Origin of the sequence: Pseudomonas sp. NC02 (genome assembly GCF_002874965.1) — a bacterium.
Lineage (GTDB): Bacteria > Pseudomonadota > Gammaproteobacteria > Pseudomonadales > Pseudomonadaceae > Aquipseudomonas.
The window spans coordinates 6538126-6552150 of sequence record NZ_CP025624.1 but is presented as its reverse complement, the minus strand read 5'-3'; the positions used below and the strand labels follow the sequence as shown (position 1 = coordinate 6552150).

At 61.1% G+C, this 14025-nt stretch carries 15 protein-coding genes; 10 read left to right on the top strand and 5 right to left on the bottom strand.

The window, feature by feature from the left end; genetic code table 11:
* The first annotated feature begins 16 nt into the window (after positions 1 to 16).
* Positions 17 to 958 (top strand): alpha/beta hydrolase, encoded by a 942-nt coding sequence (locus C0058_RS30925; protein WP_008438921.1) that lies wholly within the window; start codon positions 17 to 19, stop codon positions 956 to 958.
* Positions 959 to 1062: 104 nt separating this feature from the next.
* On the opposite strand, the gene C0058_RS30920 is transcribed toward C0058_RS30925, so the two are convergent.
* A complete protein-coding gene (locus C0058_RS30920) occupies positions 1063 to 1815 on the bottom strand; it encodes a DUF2059 domain-containing protein (RefSeq protein WP_008438922.1) in 753 nt (250 codons plus the stop codon).
* Between the two features lie 131 nt (positions 1816 to 1946).
* Here C0058_RS30920 and C0058_RS30915 point away from each other — a divergent pair, with 131 nt between their 5' ends.
* Entirely contained in the window at positions 1947 to 2579 is a 633-nt protein-coding gene (locus C0058_RS30915) for a 2OG-Fe(II) oxygenase (protein WP_003213854.1), read from the top strand.
* Positions 2580 to 2581: 2 nt separating this feature from the next.
* Positions 2582 to 3076, top strand: coding sequence for a DUF523 domain-containing protein (locus tag C0058_RS30910; protein WP_063033885.1), 495 nt, complete (start codon positions 2582 to 2584; stop codon positions 3074 to 3076).
* 110 nt (positions 3077 to 3186) lie between these two features.
* Here C0058_RS30910 and C0058_RS30905 read toward each other — a convergent pair whose 3' ends face one another.
* The gene (locus C0058_RS30905) at positions 3187 to 3966 is read right to left on the bottom strand and encodes a transporter substrate-binding domain-containing protein (protein ID WP_003213851.1); all 780 of its coding nucleotides are present in this window, start codon (positions 3964 to 3966) and stop codon (positions 3187 to 3189) included.
* A gap of 134 nt (positions 3967 to 4100) precedes the next feature.
* On the opposite strand from C0058_RS30905, the gene C0058_RS30900 reads away from it, so the two are divergent.
* Positions 4101 to 4541, top strand: a complete 441-nt coding sequence (locus C0058_RS30900; protein ID WP_003213848.1) for a DUF4399 domain-containing protein — start codon at positions 4101 to 4103, stop codon at positions 4539 to 4541.
* A 61-nt stretch (positions 4542 to 4602) separates the two neighbouring features.
* On the opposite strand, the gene serA is transcribed toward C0058_RS30900, so the two are convergent.
* Positions 4603 to 5832 carry a phosphoglycerate dehydrogenase gene (gene serA, locus C0058_RS30895; RefSeq protein WP_003213846.1) on the bottom strand — a complete coding sequence of 410 codons (1230 nt, stop codon included), beginning with the start codon at positions 5830 to 5832 and terminating at the stop codon, positions 4603 to 4605.
* Positions 5833 to 6036: 204 nt separating this feature from the next.
* Between serA and C0058_RS30885 the strand changes: the two genes are divergently transcribed.
* The 4 genes from C0058_RS30885 to C0058_RS30870 all read left to right on the top strand — a co-directional run bounded on the left by C0058_RS30885 (position 6037) and on the right by C0058_RS30870 (position 10327).
* Complete coding sequence (locus C0058_RS30885) at positions 6037 to 7431, top strand: FAD-binding oxidoreductase (protein ID WP_003213844.1); 1395 nt, start codon at positions 6037 to 6039, stop codon at positions 7429 to 7431.
* Positions 7432 to 7453: 22 nt separating this feature from the next.
* Entirely contained in the window at positions 7454 to 8119 is a 666-nt protein-coding gene (locus C0058_RS30880) for a fumarylacetoacetate hydrolase family protein (protein ID WP_003213842.1), read from the top strand.
* Between the two features lie 246 nt (positions 8120 to 8365).
* Positions 8366 to 9295 (top strand): SdiA-regulated domain-containing protein, encoded by a 930-nt coding sequence (locus C0058_RS30875; protein WP_003213840.1) that lies wholly within the window; start codon positions 8366 to 8368, stop codon positions 9293 to 9295.
* Between the two features lie 117 nt (positions 9296 to 9412).
* The gene (locus C0058_RS30870) at positions 9413 to 10327 is read left to right on the top strand and encodes an SdiA-regulated domain-containing protein (RefSeq protein WP_003213837.1); all 915 of its coding nucleotides are present in this window, start codon (positions 9413 to 9415) and stop codon (positions 10325 to 10327) included.
* Between the two features lie 118 nt (positions 10328 to 10445).
* On the opposite strand, the gene rpiA is transcribed toward C0058_RS30870, so the two are convergent.
* On the bottom strand, positions 10446 to 11117 hold the full coding sequence (rpiA, locus tag C0058_RS30865) for a ribose-5-phosphate isomerase RpiA (RefSeq protein ID WP_003213836.1): 672 nt from the start codon (positions 11115 to 11117) through the stop codon (positions 10446 to 10448).
* Positions 11118 to 11253: 136 nt separating this feature from the next.
* On the opposite strand from rpiA, the gene ilvA reads away from it, so the two are divergent.
* Positions 11254 to 12768, top strand: a complete 1515-nt coding sequence (gene ilvA, locus C0058_RS30860; protein ID WP_003213834.1) for a threonine ammonia-lyase, biosynthetic — start codon at positions 11254 to 11256, stop codon at positions 12766 to 12768.
* A gap of 40 nt (positions 12769 to 12808) precedes the next feature.
* Positions 12809 to 13222 (top strand): DUF2269 family protein, encoded by a 414-nt coding sequence (locus C0058_RS30855; protein ID WP_102370118.1) that lies wholly within the window; start codon positions 12809 to 12811, stop codon positions 13220 to 13222.
* Between the two features lie 112 nt (positions 13223 to 13334).
* On the opposite strand, the gene C0058_RS30850 is transcribed toward C0058_RS30855, so the two are convergent.
* Positions 13335 to 13991: an HAD family phosphatase gene (locus tag C0058_RS30850; RefSeq protein WP_102370117.1), complete on the bottom strand. Its 657-nt coding sequence runs from the start codon at positions 13989 to 13991 to the stop codon at positions 13335 to 13337.
* Positions 13992 to 14025 lie beyond the last annotated feature (34 nt).

Below are 14025 nucleotides of genomic sequence, written 5' to 3'. Positions count from 1 at the left end.
CAGTCTGGAAGTTCTTATGCCCGTTACGTTTGACCCTGATCATCTACGCGAAAGCTTGCGCCCACTGGTGGACGCGCAGCCGCTTTCAGCCGAGGCCCGGGTCTACCAGCGCTTCTACGGCCTGGACCTCGCTGCCCGCAAGGTGCCCGCGACAAGCCGCCTGGGGCGGTTTGCGGTGGATGGGTTCGACGTGGTCTGCCAGGTGTGGTGGCCACCGGTGCCGGTGGCGACGATGTTCCTGTTCCATGGCTTCTACGACCATATGGGCCTGTACCGGCATGCCGTGGACTGGGCGCTGGACCAGGGTTTTGTGGTGATCGCCTGCGACTTGCCGGGCCACGGCCTGTCCAGCGGCGAGCGGGCCAGCATTGATGACTTTGCGGTGTACCAGGACGTGGTGCAGGCGTTGTTTGAACAGGCCAGGGCGCTGCAATTGCCGCAGCCGTGGCACTTGTTCGGGCAAAGCACCGGCGGCGCGATTGTGGTGGATCACCTGCTTAGCCATGGCGTCGACAGCCCGGCCCAGGGCAAGACGTTCCTGTTGTCACCGCTGGTGCGGCCCCGCGCCTGGGGCTGGTCGCAGCTCAGTTATTACCTGCTCCGGCCGTTCGTCAAAGGCATTGCCCGGCGCTTCAGCGATAACACCAACGACCCGCAGTTCAAGCCGTTCCTGGAGGCCGACCCGTTGCAGCCACGGCAGTTGCCGACTGCCTGGGTGGGCGCCCTGGCGCGCTGGATCAAACGTGTTGAAGCGGCGCCACGCAGCACGCGGCGGCCGTTGATCGTGCAGGGTGAGGAAGACATGACGGTGGACTGGCAGCACAACCTGAAGGTGCTGCGCAGCAAGTTCGACCAACCGGAGGTATTGATGCTGCCGCGCGGCAGGCATCACTTGGCGAATGAGATTCCGGAGATTCGGCAGCAATACTTCGGGTTTCTCACCGACCACCTGAAATAACGCAATCCAAATGTGGGAGCGGGCTTGCTCGCGAAGGCGGTCGATCAGTTAGCATAACCAGTGACTGGCACACCGTCTTCGCGAGCAAGCCCGCTCCCACAGGGTTACTGCGCCAGGCTCGAGGTGCTTTGGCCGACCGCCAGCCCGGCGCGAATCGCCGCCAGTGCCGCCTTGTAGTACGCCTTGCCCTCCGGCGACTCCGCGAACGTCGCGAACTCTTCCAGCTCCGGGTCGGACAAATCCCGGTAGACGTACAACAGCGTGTTGTTCAGATCATTGCCGATCTGCTGCATCAGGCGCTCACGCTGGCCGTTCAACATGCCCTGCGCCTGGCCTCCGCCCAACAGCCCGGGGATCATCTGGCTCAAGCTGTCGGCCGCCACGCCGGCAATCGCCAGGCTGACTTCAGCCCCGGCTTCCCGCGCAGGCAGGGCCTGGGCCAGGTGGCCGATGATCAGGCTGCGGGTGGCATCGGCTTCCATGTGCGGCAAGCCCTGGGCGTTCTTCGCCAGTTGATCGCGGCGGGTGGCCAGCAACTCGGCGGCGACAATCTTGCGGCCCAGCGGCGACTGGAAGAAGGCCAGTGCCGGCTTAGGGTCCGCCAAATTCTTGCGCAGTTGCGCTTCGGCGCGCTGGTCTACCGACTGGGGCGCGAAGCGTTTATTGCTGTTGTCCACCAGCGCCTGATACACCGCCGGCGGCAGGCTGTTGCGGTAGCGTTGCTGGGCGGCACTGAGGGCGTCATTAAAATGCGCGCGCTGGTCTGCCCAGCCGGCGACCTTGTACAACTGGTCATGGCTGTCTGCCCAGGCGGGCAAAACGCAGAACATCAGCAAGGAAAAAAACAAACGACGCATATGGACTCCTGTCAGTCGGCCACTATTGTCCGTGTCGGGCGTAGGATTTGTCGAGAAATCCTATCGGTCACCTGACTAAAGTGTATTCAGACGCTCGGCGGCTCTGTCGGATTCACAGGCGTATGGATACTATGCGCGCCATGCCCATACCCTCCGATCACCCGCTGCTGTTACGCATTGTCGATGACCTGGCCGCACAAGGCTGGTCGCAGCAGAATATCTTCCTGCCCGAGGCTCTGACCCTCGAACTGGCGGCTGAGTGCCAAAAACGCGCCGCCGAAGGTGAATTGGCGCCCGCGGCGGTCGGACGGGGGCCTTCCCAGGAGATTCGCGAGGGCATCCGGGGTGACCATATCCAGTGGCTGGAGCCGGGCGAGGTGGTGGCCTGCGATAACTACCTGGAGCTGATGGACAGCCTGCGGGTGGCGATGAACCGTGGCCTGTTCCTGGGCCTGGAAGACTTCGAAAGCCACTTCGCGATGTACCCGCCGGGGGCGTTTTACCTCAAGCATGTGGACCGTTTTCGCGATGACGACCGGCGCATGGTGTCGGCGGTGATCTACTTGAACAACGCCTGGCTGCCGGAACATGGCGGCCAGTTGCGCATGTACCTCAAGGGCGACGTCGAATACGATGTGGTGCCCACCGGCGGTTGCCTGGTGGTATTCCTGTCGGGGGAAATCCCCCATGAAGTCATGCCCGCCACCCGCGAACGCCTGTCCCTCACCGGCTGGTTTCGCCGGCGGGGCAACGAGCCGTTTTGATGATGCAAAAGATTCTGGTCAGCCGCTGCCTGCTGGGGCACCGGGTACGCTACGACGGAGGGGCCAGCGGGCCTTTCGATCAATTGGCCGCGTGGCAGGCCGAAGGCCGGGTGGTTGCCGTGTGCCCGGAAGTGGCGGGTGGCTTGCCGACGCCACGGCCGTCTGCCGAAATCCCGGGCGGGCAGGGGATTGATGTGTGGGAAGGCCGCGCCCAGGTGCTGACGGCCCAGGGGGAAGACTTCAGCGAAGCCTTCCTCGATGGCGCCCGCCAGGCATTGGCGCTGGTACAGCGTCACAATATCCGCGTCGCCGTACTCAAGGCCAACAGCCCGTCGTGCGGCAATCTGCTGACCTATGACGGCACCTTCACCGGCGTGAAGGTCACCGGCGAAGGCGTGACGGCGGCATTGCTCAAGCGCCATGGGGTGCTGGTGTTCAGTGAGCTGGAATTGCCCGAAGCGGCAGCGGCCCTGGCAAAATGCTCAAGCCCGACATAGATCAACATGTGGGCGCGGGCTTGCTCGCGAAAGCGCAGTGTCAGTCATCCGATGCTCAAGCCGAGCCACCGCATTCGCGAGCAAGCCCGCTCCCACATTGACCGAGTCGTTTATTCGGCCTTTTTCACCGGCTTGCTCGCATCCATCCCGAACCACTTCTCCGACAACGCCGCCAGCCGGCCATCGGCCTTCACTCGTTGCAGGGCCTTGTCCAGGCTGGCCTTGAACGCCGGGTTACCCTTCTGGAACGGAATCGCCAGGCTCAGCGTCGGGCCGACGTCTGCGCCTTCCTTCACCGGCAGCTGGCTGTCGCGAATCGCGTAGGGAATCAGCAGCCGATCACTGATGGCGGCATCGATCTGTTGATCGGCAACGTCCTTGATCGGCTGCCTGGCATCGGCATAGCTGCGCAAATCAACGCCCTCGGCGGTGCGCGCCTGCTCCACAAACTGGCTGCCCTGGGCCACGCCCAACGCCTTGCCCTTGAGCGCCGCAAAGCTGCCCAACGGGCGCTGTTCCTGCTTGCGCACGATCAGCTGTGCGCTGGAGTAGCTGTAGGGCTCGCTGAAGTCGAAACGATCCGCCAGTTCAGGAGTCATAGCGATATGGTTGATGGCCACGTCGTACTTGGCGCTTTCCACGCCGGGCAGCAACTCGGCGGCATCGACAGTGATAAAGGAGGGGCGTACGTCCATTTCCTTGGCCAGCAACTCACCCAGCTCCACTTCAAAACCGGTGAGTTTGTCGCCTTCCTTGAAGTTGAAGGGCGGGGTGTTGGCTTCCATTGCGATGCGCAGTTCCCCGCGGTCAAATACATCGTCGATCAGTTCGGCATGGGCCAAGGGACTTGCAAGGGGCAGTAAAAGTAACAGGCCAGGCAGGAAACGCATGGTCGCTCCTAAAGAATTCGAATGAGCGAAGCGTTGTTCAGGCTCGCTTTGCTATGGTGTTGAATGCCTTGGACAGCAATTTGTCGCGAAGTTGTCATAACCCTACAGATTTCCCGGAAAAACTGGAGAAGTGAATGAAAGCCTTTTTGACCCGTGCAACCCTGGCCAGCCTATTGCTGGGCGCTTCGATGCTGGCGACCGCTGCTGATGGCATCCCGCGCAGCGCTCCACCAGAAGGTGCCAAAGTGTTCATCGTGTCGCCAAAAGATGGCGCCACCGTCGATAAAACCTTCACCGTGAAATTCGGCATGGAAGGCCTGAAACTGGCTCCGGCCACCAGTCAGGATCCGGGCACCGGCCACCACCACCTGCTGATCGACCAGAAAGAATTGCCGGATGCCAGCGTGCCGATCCCGGCCACCGATACCGTGATCCACTACGGCAAGGCACAGACCGAAACCGAGCTGACCCTCACCCCAGGCAAGCACACGCTGCAACTGGTAGCCGGCGACAAACTGCACATGCAGTTCAACCCGACTGTAGCCTCGAAAGTCATCACGGTTAACGTCAAGTAAGATTTGTTCAGACAAAAAAAGGGAGACCCGAGGGTCTCCCTTTTTTATGCGCGTTTAGCGATTAGAACAACACGCGGCTACGGATAGTGCCGTTGATGTGCTGCAGCTTCTCTTGCGCCAGGTCCGAATACTCGGCGTCTACGTCGATAACCACGTAGCCGACTTTCTCGTTGGTCTGCAGGAACTGACCGGAAATGTTGATGCCGTTTTCCGCGAAGACCTTGTTGATCTCCATCATCACGCCAGGGATGTTCTGGTGGATGTGCAGCAGACGGTGCTTGCCAGGGTGCGCCGGCAGAGCCACTTCCGGGAAGTTGACCGAGGACACCGACGTACCGTTGTCGCTGTACTTGACCAGTTTCTCCGACACTTCCAGGCCGATGTTGGCTTGGGCTTCAGCGGTGGAACCGCCGATGTGCGGGGTAAGGATCACGTTGTCCAGGCCACGCAGCGGGCTTTCGAAGATGTCGTCGTTAGAGCGCGGCTCTACCGGGAACACGTCGATGGCGGCGCCGATCAGGTGCTTGTCCTTGATCGCGTCGGCCAGGGCGTCCAGCTCGACCACGGTGCCGCGTGCAGCGTTGATCAGGATCCCGCCCTTCTTGATGGCGCGGATTTCCTTCTCGCCGATCATCCACTGGGTTTCAGCGGTTTCCGGTACGTGCAGGGTCACGATGTCGGACATGCCCAGCAGCTCGGTCAGGCTCGACACCTGGGTGGCGTTACCCAATGGCAGCTTGGTCAGGGTGTCGTAGAAGAACACCTGCATGCCCAGGCCTTCGGCCAATACCGACAGTTGAGTACCGATCGAACCGTAACCGACGATACCCAGCTTCTTGCCGCGGATTTCGAAGGAGTTGGCTGCGCTCTTGATCCAGCCGCCACGGTGGCAGGAAGCGTTCTTCTCGGGAATACCGCGCAGCAACAGGATCGCCTCGGCCAATACCAGCTCAGCAACGGAGCGGGTGTTGGAGTACGGTGCGTTGAACACCGCGATGCCGCGCTCGCGCGCTGCGTTGAGGTCGACCTGGTTGGTGCCGATGCAGAAACAGCCGACAGCTACCAACTTCTTGGCGTGATCGAAGATCTCTTCGGTCAGCTGAGTGCGGGAGCGAATGCCGATAAAGTGCGCGTCGGCGATCTTTTCCTTGAGCTGGGCTTCCGGCAGAGAACTGGTGATGTACTCAATGCTGGTGTACCCGGCGGCCTTCAGGACTTCGACGGCCGATGGGTGGACGCCTTCCAGAAGAAGGAACTTGATCTTGCTCTTATCGAGAGAAGTCTTGCTCATCTGCGTAAACCTGTATCCCGGAGAAAAATGGCAGGGAATCGGATCACGTAAGCTGACCCGGACGGCAGGAAAGCCGTCACCGCAGAACGCCCTTGGGCACTATCCTGCGGGGGCGGTATGCTAGCATACGTGCCCCGCTAAACACCCATTCCTGCGACGTGAAGCGTTCTCAGGATGACCATGAATTGTTCGAGAGTTCTGTCGATGACCCATCCTGCCCTGATTGATGAGCTGAAGACCCTGGTTGAGCCTGGCAAGGTCCTGACCGATGCTGACTCCCTTGAGGCTTATGGCAAGGACTGGACCAAGCATTTCGCGCCGGCCCCGGTGGCCATCGTCTTCCCGAAGACCACCGAGCAGGTGCAGGCCATCGTCCGTTGGGCCAATGAGCACAAGGTCGCGCTGGTGCCGTCCGGTGGCCGTACCGGCCTGTCGGCCGCTGCCGTCGCTGCGAATGGCGAAGTGGTTGTGTCGTTCGACTATATGAACCAGATTCTCGACGTGAACCTCACCGACCGCACCGCCGTGTGCCAGCCGGGTGTGGTCACCAAGCAATTGCAGAACGTCGCCGAAGAAAAAGGCCTGTACTACCCGGTGGATTTCGCCTCGTCGGGTTCCAGCCAGATTGGCGGCAATATCGGCACCAATGCCGGCGGGATCAAGGTCATTCGCTACGGCATGACCCGTAACTGGGTGGCCGGTATGAAAGTCGTCACCGGCAAGGGCGACCTGCTGGAGTTGAACAAAGACCTGATCAAGAACGCCACCGGCTACGACATGCGCCAGCTGTTCATCGGCGCTGAAGGCACCCTGGGCTTTGTGGTCGAAGCGACCATGCGCCTGGACCGGGCGCCGAAAAACCTCACCGCGATGGTGCTCGGCACCACCGATTTCGACTCGATCATGCCGGTGTTGCACGCCTTCCAGAGCAAGCTGGACCTGACCGCCTTCGAATTCTTTTCCGACAAGGCCCTGGCCAAAGTCCTCGGTCGTGGCGACGTGCCGGCGCCGTTCGAATCCGACTGCCCGTTCTACGCGCTGCTGGAATTTGAAGCGACCACCGAAGAAGTGGCCAACGATGCCCTGGCCACGTTCGAACACTGCGTCGAGCAGGGCTGGGTGCTGGACGGCGTGATGAGCCAGAGCGAAACCCAACTGCACAACCTGTGGAAGCTGCGCGAGTACATCTCCGAGACCATCTCCCACTGGACGCCGTACAAGAACGACATTTCGGTGACTGTGTCGAAAGTGCCAGCCTTCCTGAAGGAAATCGACGCGATTGTCGGCGAACACTACCCGGACTTCGAAATCGTCTGGTTCGGCCACATCGGCGACGGCAACCTGCACCTGAACATCCTCAAGCCGGAAAACCTGAGCAAGGACGAGTTCTTCGCCAAGTGCGCCACCGTCAACAAGTGGGTGTTCGAGACCGTGCAGAAGTACAACGGCTCGATCTCCGCCGAACACGGCGTGGGCATGACCAAGCGCGATTACCTGACCTACAGCCGTTCGCCGGTTGAAATTGAATACATGAAGGCAGTGAAAGCGGTGTTCGACCCGAACGGGATCATGAACCCGGGCAAGATTTTCGCTGTTTAACAGTCCCTGAAGGAGTCGGTCCATGAGCTACCAGCACAAGTATGTCGACGGCACCAATATTCACTTTCCCCTGGGGAAGGTGGTGTGCATCGGGCGTAACTACGCCGAACACGCCAAGGAACTGGATAACCCGGTACCGACCGAGCCGCTGCTGTTTATCAAGCCCGGCAGTTGCGTAGTGGCACTGGAAGGCGGTTTTGCCATCCCTACCGAGCGCGGTTCGGTGCATTACGAGGCGGAAATCGCGGTGTTGATCGGCAAGCCGTTGTCGGCCAAACCGAGCCGCGAGGAAGTGCTGGACGCCATCTCCGGCTTCGCCCCGGCCCTGGACCTGACCCTGCGGGACAAACAGGCCGAGCTGAAAGCCAAGGGCCTGCCGTGGGAAATCGCCAAGTCGTTTGACGGTGCGGCGGTGATTGCCCCGTTCGTGGTCGGCAGCACTTTCCCGGATGTGACGGATATCGGCATCCGCCTGACCATCAACGGCGAAGTGCGCCAGGACGGCAACAGCGCGATCATGCTCAACCCGATCATCCCGATGATCCAGTACATGGCCGGCTGCTTCTCGTTGCAGGCCGGGGATGTGATCCTCACCGGTACGCCGGCAGGCGTGGGCCCGCTGAATGTGGGTGACGAGCTGGTGCTGGAATTGCCGGGTGTGAGCCGCTTCGAAAGCAGCGTTCGCTAAGACCCGGGCAAAACGCGGTCAAAAATGTGGGAGCGGGCTTGCTCGCGAAAGCGGTGTATCAGTGACAGATTCAGTGACTGATACTCCGCATTCGCGAGCAAGCCCGCTCCCACATTTGATCTGTGTACTGCCACCCAATCGGGTTTTTGCATTTTTTTCACACCCCATCCGGATAATCCTCAGCCTCCTGCGCGCGGACCTTGTGATCCTGTGCTATCCCCTAAAGCTGACTTTCTGGAAAGCGTAATGGCCGTGCCTCTCCCATCCGTAAAACCCACGTTTCGTTCACGCCTTGCCATGCGCTGGTATTCCTGGCTGTTCCTCGCCGGCGCGATCATTTACGGCGTGGCCTGGGCGATGCACTGGGACGACCGCGGCGTGCTGTGGGTGGCGGAGGGCTTCGAAACCCCGGCCGAGCGCCTGGAAAGCGTCTGGCTCCCGGACTACCACGCGGTGATCGACGCCAAGCTGCTGCCTGGCATGGAGAAGGACGAAGCCTCGGACCTCACCTACAACCCGCTGACCAAGACCCTGTTCTCGGTGATGGGCAAGAACCCGTTCCTGGTTGAACTGACCCTGCAAGGCGACGTGCTGCGCAAGATGCCGCTCAACGGCTGGAACAACCCGGAAGGCGTGACCATGATGGAAAACGGCCTGATGGCCGTGGTCGATGAGCGCCAGCACAGCCTGACCATCGTCAAGGTCGACCCGCAGACCCAGCAGTTGAACAAAGCCGACTTCCCGTCCTATGACCTGGGCCCGTCCAAGGACCAGAACAAAGCCTTTGAGGCGGTGACCTGGGACAAGCGCAACCAACAGCTGATCCTCGGCGAAGAACGCCCACCGGCGCTGTTCACCTGGAAAAGCGACGGCAGCCAGACCCTCTCCGGCGCCAAGCAAAAGCTCGCCAGCACTGAACTGGACATGCGTAACCTGTCGGCGCTGACCGTCGACCCGCGTACCGGCCACCTGCTGGCGCTGTCGGCGGACTCCCATCTGTTGCTGGAACTGGACGAGAAGGGCGAGCAGGTCAGCTTCATGACCTTGCTCGGCGGCTTCAATGGCTTGAAGAACACCATCCCGCGTGCCGAAGGCGTGACCATGGACGAGAACGGCACGCTGTATATGGTCAGCGAGCCGAACCTGTTCTATCGCTTCGAGAAGCAAGCGCAGTAGTTCGATTACGTCAGATTTTTCTCTATCTGCGGCATATGCCAGACACCCGGGGCGTTTAAGTTTAAATTCAGGCGACCATGATATTCATTCGCCAGTTTTTACTCTGAGCCCCGCCCGATGCGTCGACTTGCCCGCCCCAAACCTGCTTTTTTTATCCTGATCCTGATCGCCCTGGTGGCGTGCGGTGTGGTTGCCCAGCAATTGCGCCTGTTTGAGCGTGCCTGGTTCAACTGGCAATCCTGGCGCAATCCCGCCGGGGAGCACTCCATTGGCCTTGGGGATTACCGGGTGGCCCTGGAGGCGCAGGTGATCGACGGCCTCAACGATGATGTCTCGGCACTGACCTTTGATCCGGTGCGCAACAGCCTGTTTACCGTGACCAACAAGAACGCTGAGCTGGTCGAACTGTCCCTGGACGGCAAAATCCTGCGGCGCATTGCGCTGGTGGGGTTTGGCGATGCCGAGGCCGTGGAGTACATCAGCGACAACACCTACGTGATCAGCGACGAACGCCAGCAGCGGCTGATCAAGGTCCACGTGGATGACGACACCCAATTCCTCGATGCCGCCGACGCCGAGCAAATGACCCTCGGCGTGCACCTGGGCGGCAACAAGGGCTTCGAAGGCCTGGCCTATGACTCGGTGGGCAAGCGCCTGTTTGTGGCCAAGGAACGCGACCCGATGCTGATCTACGAGGTCCACGGCTTTCCGCATTTCAAACCGGAAAAAACCTACTCGGTGCACGTGATCAACAACCCCAAGCGCGATGCCGGGTTGTTTGTGCGCGACCTGTCGAGCCTGCAATACGACGAGCGTAGCGGTCATCTGCTGGCGCTGTCGGATGAGTCATTTTTGGTGCTGGAACTGGATATCGACGGTCGCCCCCTGAGCAGCCTGTCGCTGCTCAAGGGGCGCCATGGCCTGAAGCAGCGCGTGCCTCAGGCCGAGGGGATCGCCATGGACAACGACGGCACGTTGTACATGGTCAGTGAGCCCAATCTTTTCTATGTATTCAAAAAAACCAAGTCTTGAGTCATGTGCAGAACAAATGTGGGAGCGGGCTTGCTCGCGAATGCGGTGTATCAGGCGCCATATTCGGTGACTGACACTGCGCATTCGCGAGCAAGCCCGCTCCCACACGGGTTTTGCATTACGCCTTAAGGGTTTTCACGCCTTCCGCGGTGCCCAGCAGCAGTACGTCAGCCGGACGGGCCGCAAACAAACCGTTGGTGACGACGCCGACGATCGCGTTGATCTGGCGCTCCAGTTCCACCGGGTTGGTGATCTGCATGTTGAACACGTCGATGATGATGTTGCCGTTGTCGGTCAGCACGCCTTCGCGGTACACCGGGTCGCCGCCCAGTTTCACCAGTTCGCGGGCCACGTGGCTGCGGGCCATCGGGATCACTTCCACTGGCAGCGGGAACGCGCCGAGTACCGGCACCAGTTTGCTGGCGTCGGCGATGCAGATGAAGGTCTTGGCCACGGCCGCGACGATCTTCTCGCGGGTCAGGGCTGCGCCGCCGCCCTTGATCAGGTTCAGGTGTGCGTCGCTTTCATCGGCGCCGTCGACGTAGAACTCCAGGTCGCTGACGGTGTTCAACTCGTACACCGGAATACCGTGGCCCTTGAGCCGTGCAGCGGTGGCTTCGGAGCTGGCAACCGCGCCGTCGAACGCGCCCTTGTGCAGGGCCAGCGCATCGATAAAGCAATTGGCGGTGGAACCGGTGCCGACACCGACGATGCTTTTATCGTCGAGTTTAGGAAGGATTAAATCGACGGCGGCCTGGGCCACTGCCTGTTTGAGTTGATCCTGGGTCATGCGGGCTCCGGAACGGGCGGGGAGTAAAGAGGGGCGCGAGTATAACCCAACAAAACCTCGGTTTTCGTGTGGTCGCCCGGCCAAACGCTGGGTTAGACTCCTTGGCCCTGCCCAACCCGCCCAGTGATGCTTTCCGATGCTTGAACAGTACGTCAAAAAGATCCTCACCTCGCGCGTTTACGACGTTGCCGTAGAAACCCCGCTGCAGACCGCCCGCCAGCTCTCCGAGCGGCTGGGCAACAAGGTCTGGCTCAAGCGCGAAGACTTGCAGCCGGTGTTCTCGTTCAAGATTCGCGGTGCCTACAACAAGCTGACCCAACTGAGCGCCGAAGAACGTGCGCGCGGCGTGGTCACCGCCTCGGCGGGCAACCATGCCCAGGGCCTGGCCCTGGCGGCCAAGGTGCTGGGGGTCAAGGCCACCATCGTGATGCCCAAGACCACCCCCGAGATCAAGGTCGAAGGCGTGCGTTCCCGTGGCGGCAAAGTGGTGCTGCACGGGGATTCTTTCCCGGAAGCCCTGGCGTATTCGCTGAAGCTGGTCGACGAAAAAGGCTACGTCTACATTCACCCCTACGATGATCCGCACACCATTGCCGGGCAGGGCACCGTGGCGATGGAGATCCTGCGCCAGCACCCGGGGCCGTTGGACGCGATTTTCGTCCCGGTGGGCGGCGGCGGCCTGATTGCCGGTATCGCGGCCTACGTGAAATACCTGCGGCCCGAAATCAAGATCATCGGCGTCGAGCCGGACGACTCCAACTGCCTGCAAGCCGCCATGGCGGCGGGCGAGCGCGTGGTACTGCCGACCGTGGGCATCTTCGCCGACGGCGTGGCGGTGGCGCAGATCGGCCAGCACACCTTCGACATCTGCAAGGATTACGTGGATGAAGTGATTACCGTCAGCACCGATGAAATCTGCGCGGCGATCAAGGACATCTACGACGACACCCGCTCCATCACAGAACCTGCTGGCGCCCTGGGCGTGGCGGGTATCAAGAAATACGTCGAGACCCGTGGCATCACCGGGCAAACCCTGGTGGCCATCGATTCCGGGGCCAACGTCAACTTCGACCGCCTGCGCCATGTGGCCGAGCGCGCCGAGCTGGGGGAAGGCCGCGAAGCCATCATCGCCGTGACCATCCCCGAGAAACCGGGCAGCTTCAAGGCCTTCTGCGAGGCCGTGGGCAAGCGCCAGATCACCGAATTCAACTACCGCTACCACTCAGGCCGCGAGGCGCACATCTTTGTCGGCGTGCAGACCCACCCGGAAAACGACCCGCGCAGCGCGCTGATCGCCAGCCTCACCAGCCAGGGTTTCCCGGTGCTGGACCTGACGGAAAACGAACTGGCCAAGCTGCACATCCGCCATATGGTCGGCGGCCATGCGGCGCACGTCAGCGACGAGGTGGTGTTCCGCTTCGAATTCCCGGAACGTCCGGGGGCACTGTTCAACTTCCTTAACAAATTGGGCGGGCGCTGGAACATCTCGATGTTCCACTATCGCAACCACGGCGCCGCCGATGGGCGCGTGGTGGCGGGCCTGCAAGTACCGGCGGACGAGCGTCACCTGGTGCCGGCGGCGCTGGAGGCCATTGGCTACCCGTACTGGGATGAAAGTGATAACCCGGCCTACCAGCTGTTCCTCGGTTGAGCGACTACGCTGACTGGGCGGCCTTCAAGGAATCGAGAACATGGAAACGCTGACCACCCTTAAAGTTATCCACATCGCGGCCACGGTGTTGCTGCTGCTCAGCGGCCTCGCCCTGGCAGTGCTGGCCTGGCGCAAACGCAGCGCGGGGCCGGCCTATACCGTTCAGCGGCCGTGGGTGTTTGTGTGGTTGTTGATGGGCATTTGCGTGGTGAGCATGCCGTTCACCGGCTGGTGGCTGGCGCACCTGATCGGCTGGCCGCTGGGGCAAACCTGGATCCTGGGTTCCAGCGTGATCTACACCGTGGCGGCGCTGAGCTGGTTCTGGCTGGTGGTGCGGCTTAATCGACTGCGGCTGGGCGGGGCGGGGAGTTTGAACTTTACCGTGGCGCTGGCGGTGGTGAGCCTGGTGGGGTTTGTGGCGATTGCCGGGTTGATGGGTGCCAAGCCGGTTTAAGGCTTGAGACCGAGTTGCCTCCATTCGCGAGCAAGCCCGCTCCCACATTTGACTGCATTCCAAAGGTGGAACTCGAGCAAATGTGGGAGCGGGCTTGCTCGCGAAAGCTTTATCAGCCGCGCAGGCTAATCACCGGCCAGCCACGCTTCTCGGCTTCAGCCCGTAGATTCGGATCCGGATCCACTGCCACCGGGTGGGTCACCTGCTCCAGCAGCGGCAGGTCATTCATCGAGTCGCTATAGAAGTAGCTGTCCTCCAGGTTGTACCCGGTCTCTTCCAGCCAGCGATTCAAGCGCGTCACCTTGCCCTCGCGAAAGCACGGGATATCCGTACTGCGCCCGGTGTAACGGCCATCCTGCATCTCGCATTCCGTCGCAATCAGGGTTTCAACCCCCAACCGCTCGGCAATCGGCGCGGTCACAAAACGGTTGGTCGCGGTGATGATCACCAGCTTGTCGCCCGCCGCCCGGTGCTTGGCCAGCAACTCAACCGCCTTGGGCAGCATGATCGGCTCGATGCAGTCGCGCATGTAGTCGCGATGCCATTCATCCAGCTGGGCCATCTCGGTGCGGCCGAGGATTTCCAGGCAGAAGTTCAGGTACTCGGCGTTATCCAGCTTGCCGGCCAGGTAGTCCTGGTAGAACTCGTCGTTGCGGGCCTTGTAGGCTACCGCGTCGAGAATCCCGCGTTCACAGAGGTAATCGCCCCAGGCGTGATCGCTGTCACCCCCCAAAAGCGTGTTGTCCAAGTCGAATAAAGCCAGGCGCATTGCAGTTACTCGCTGAAAAGTCTGTAAAAAGGCG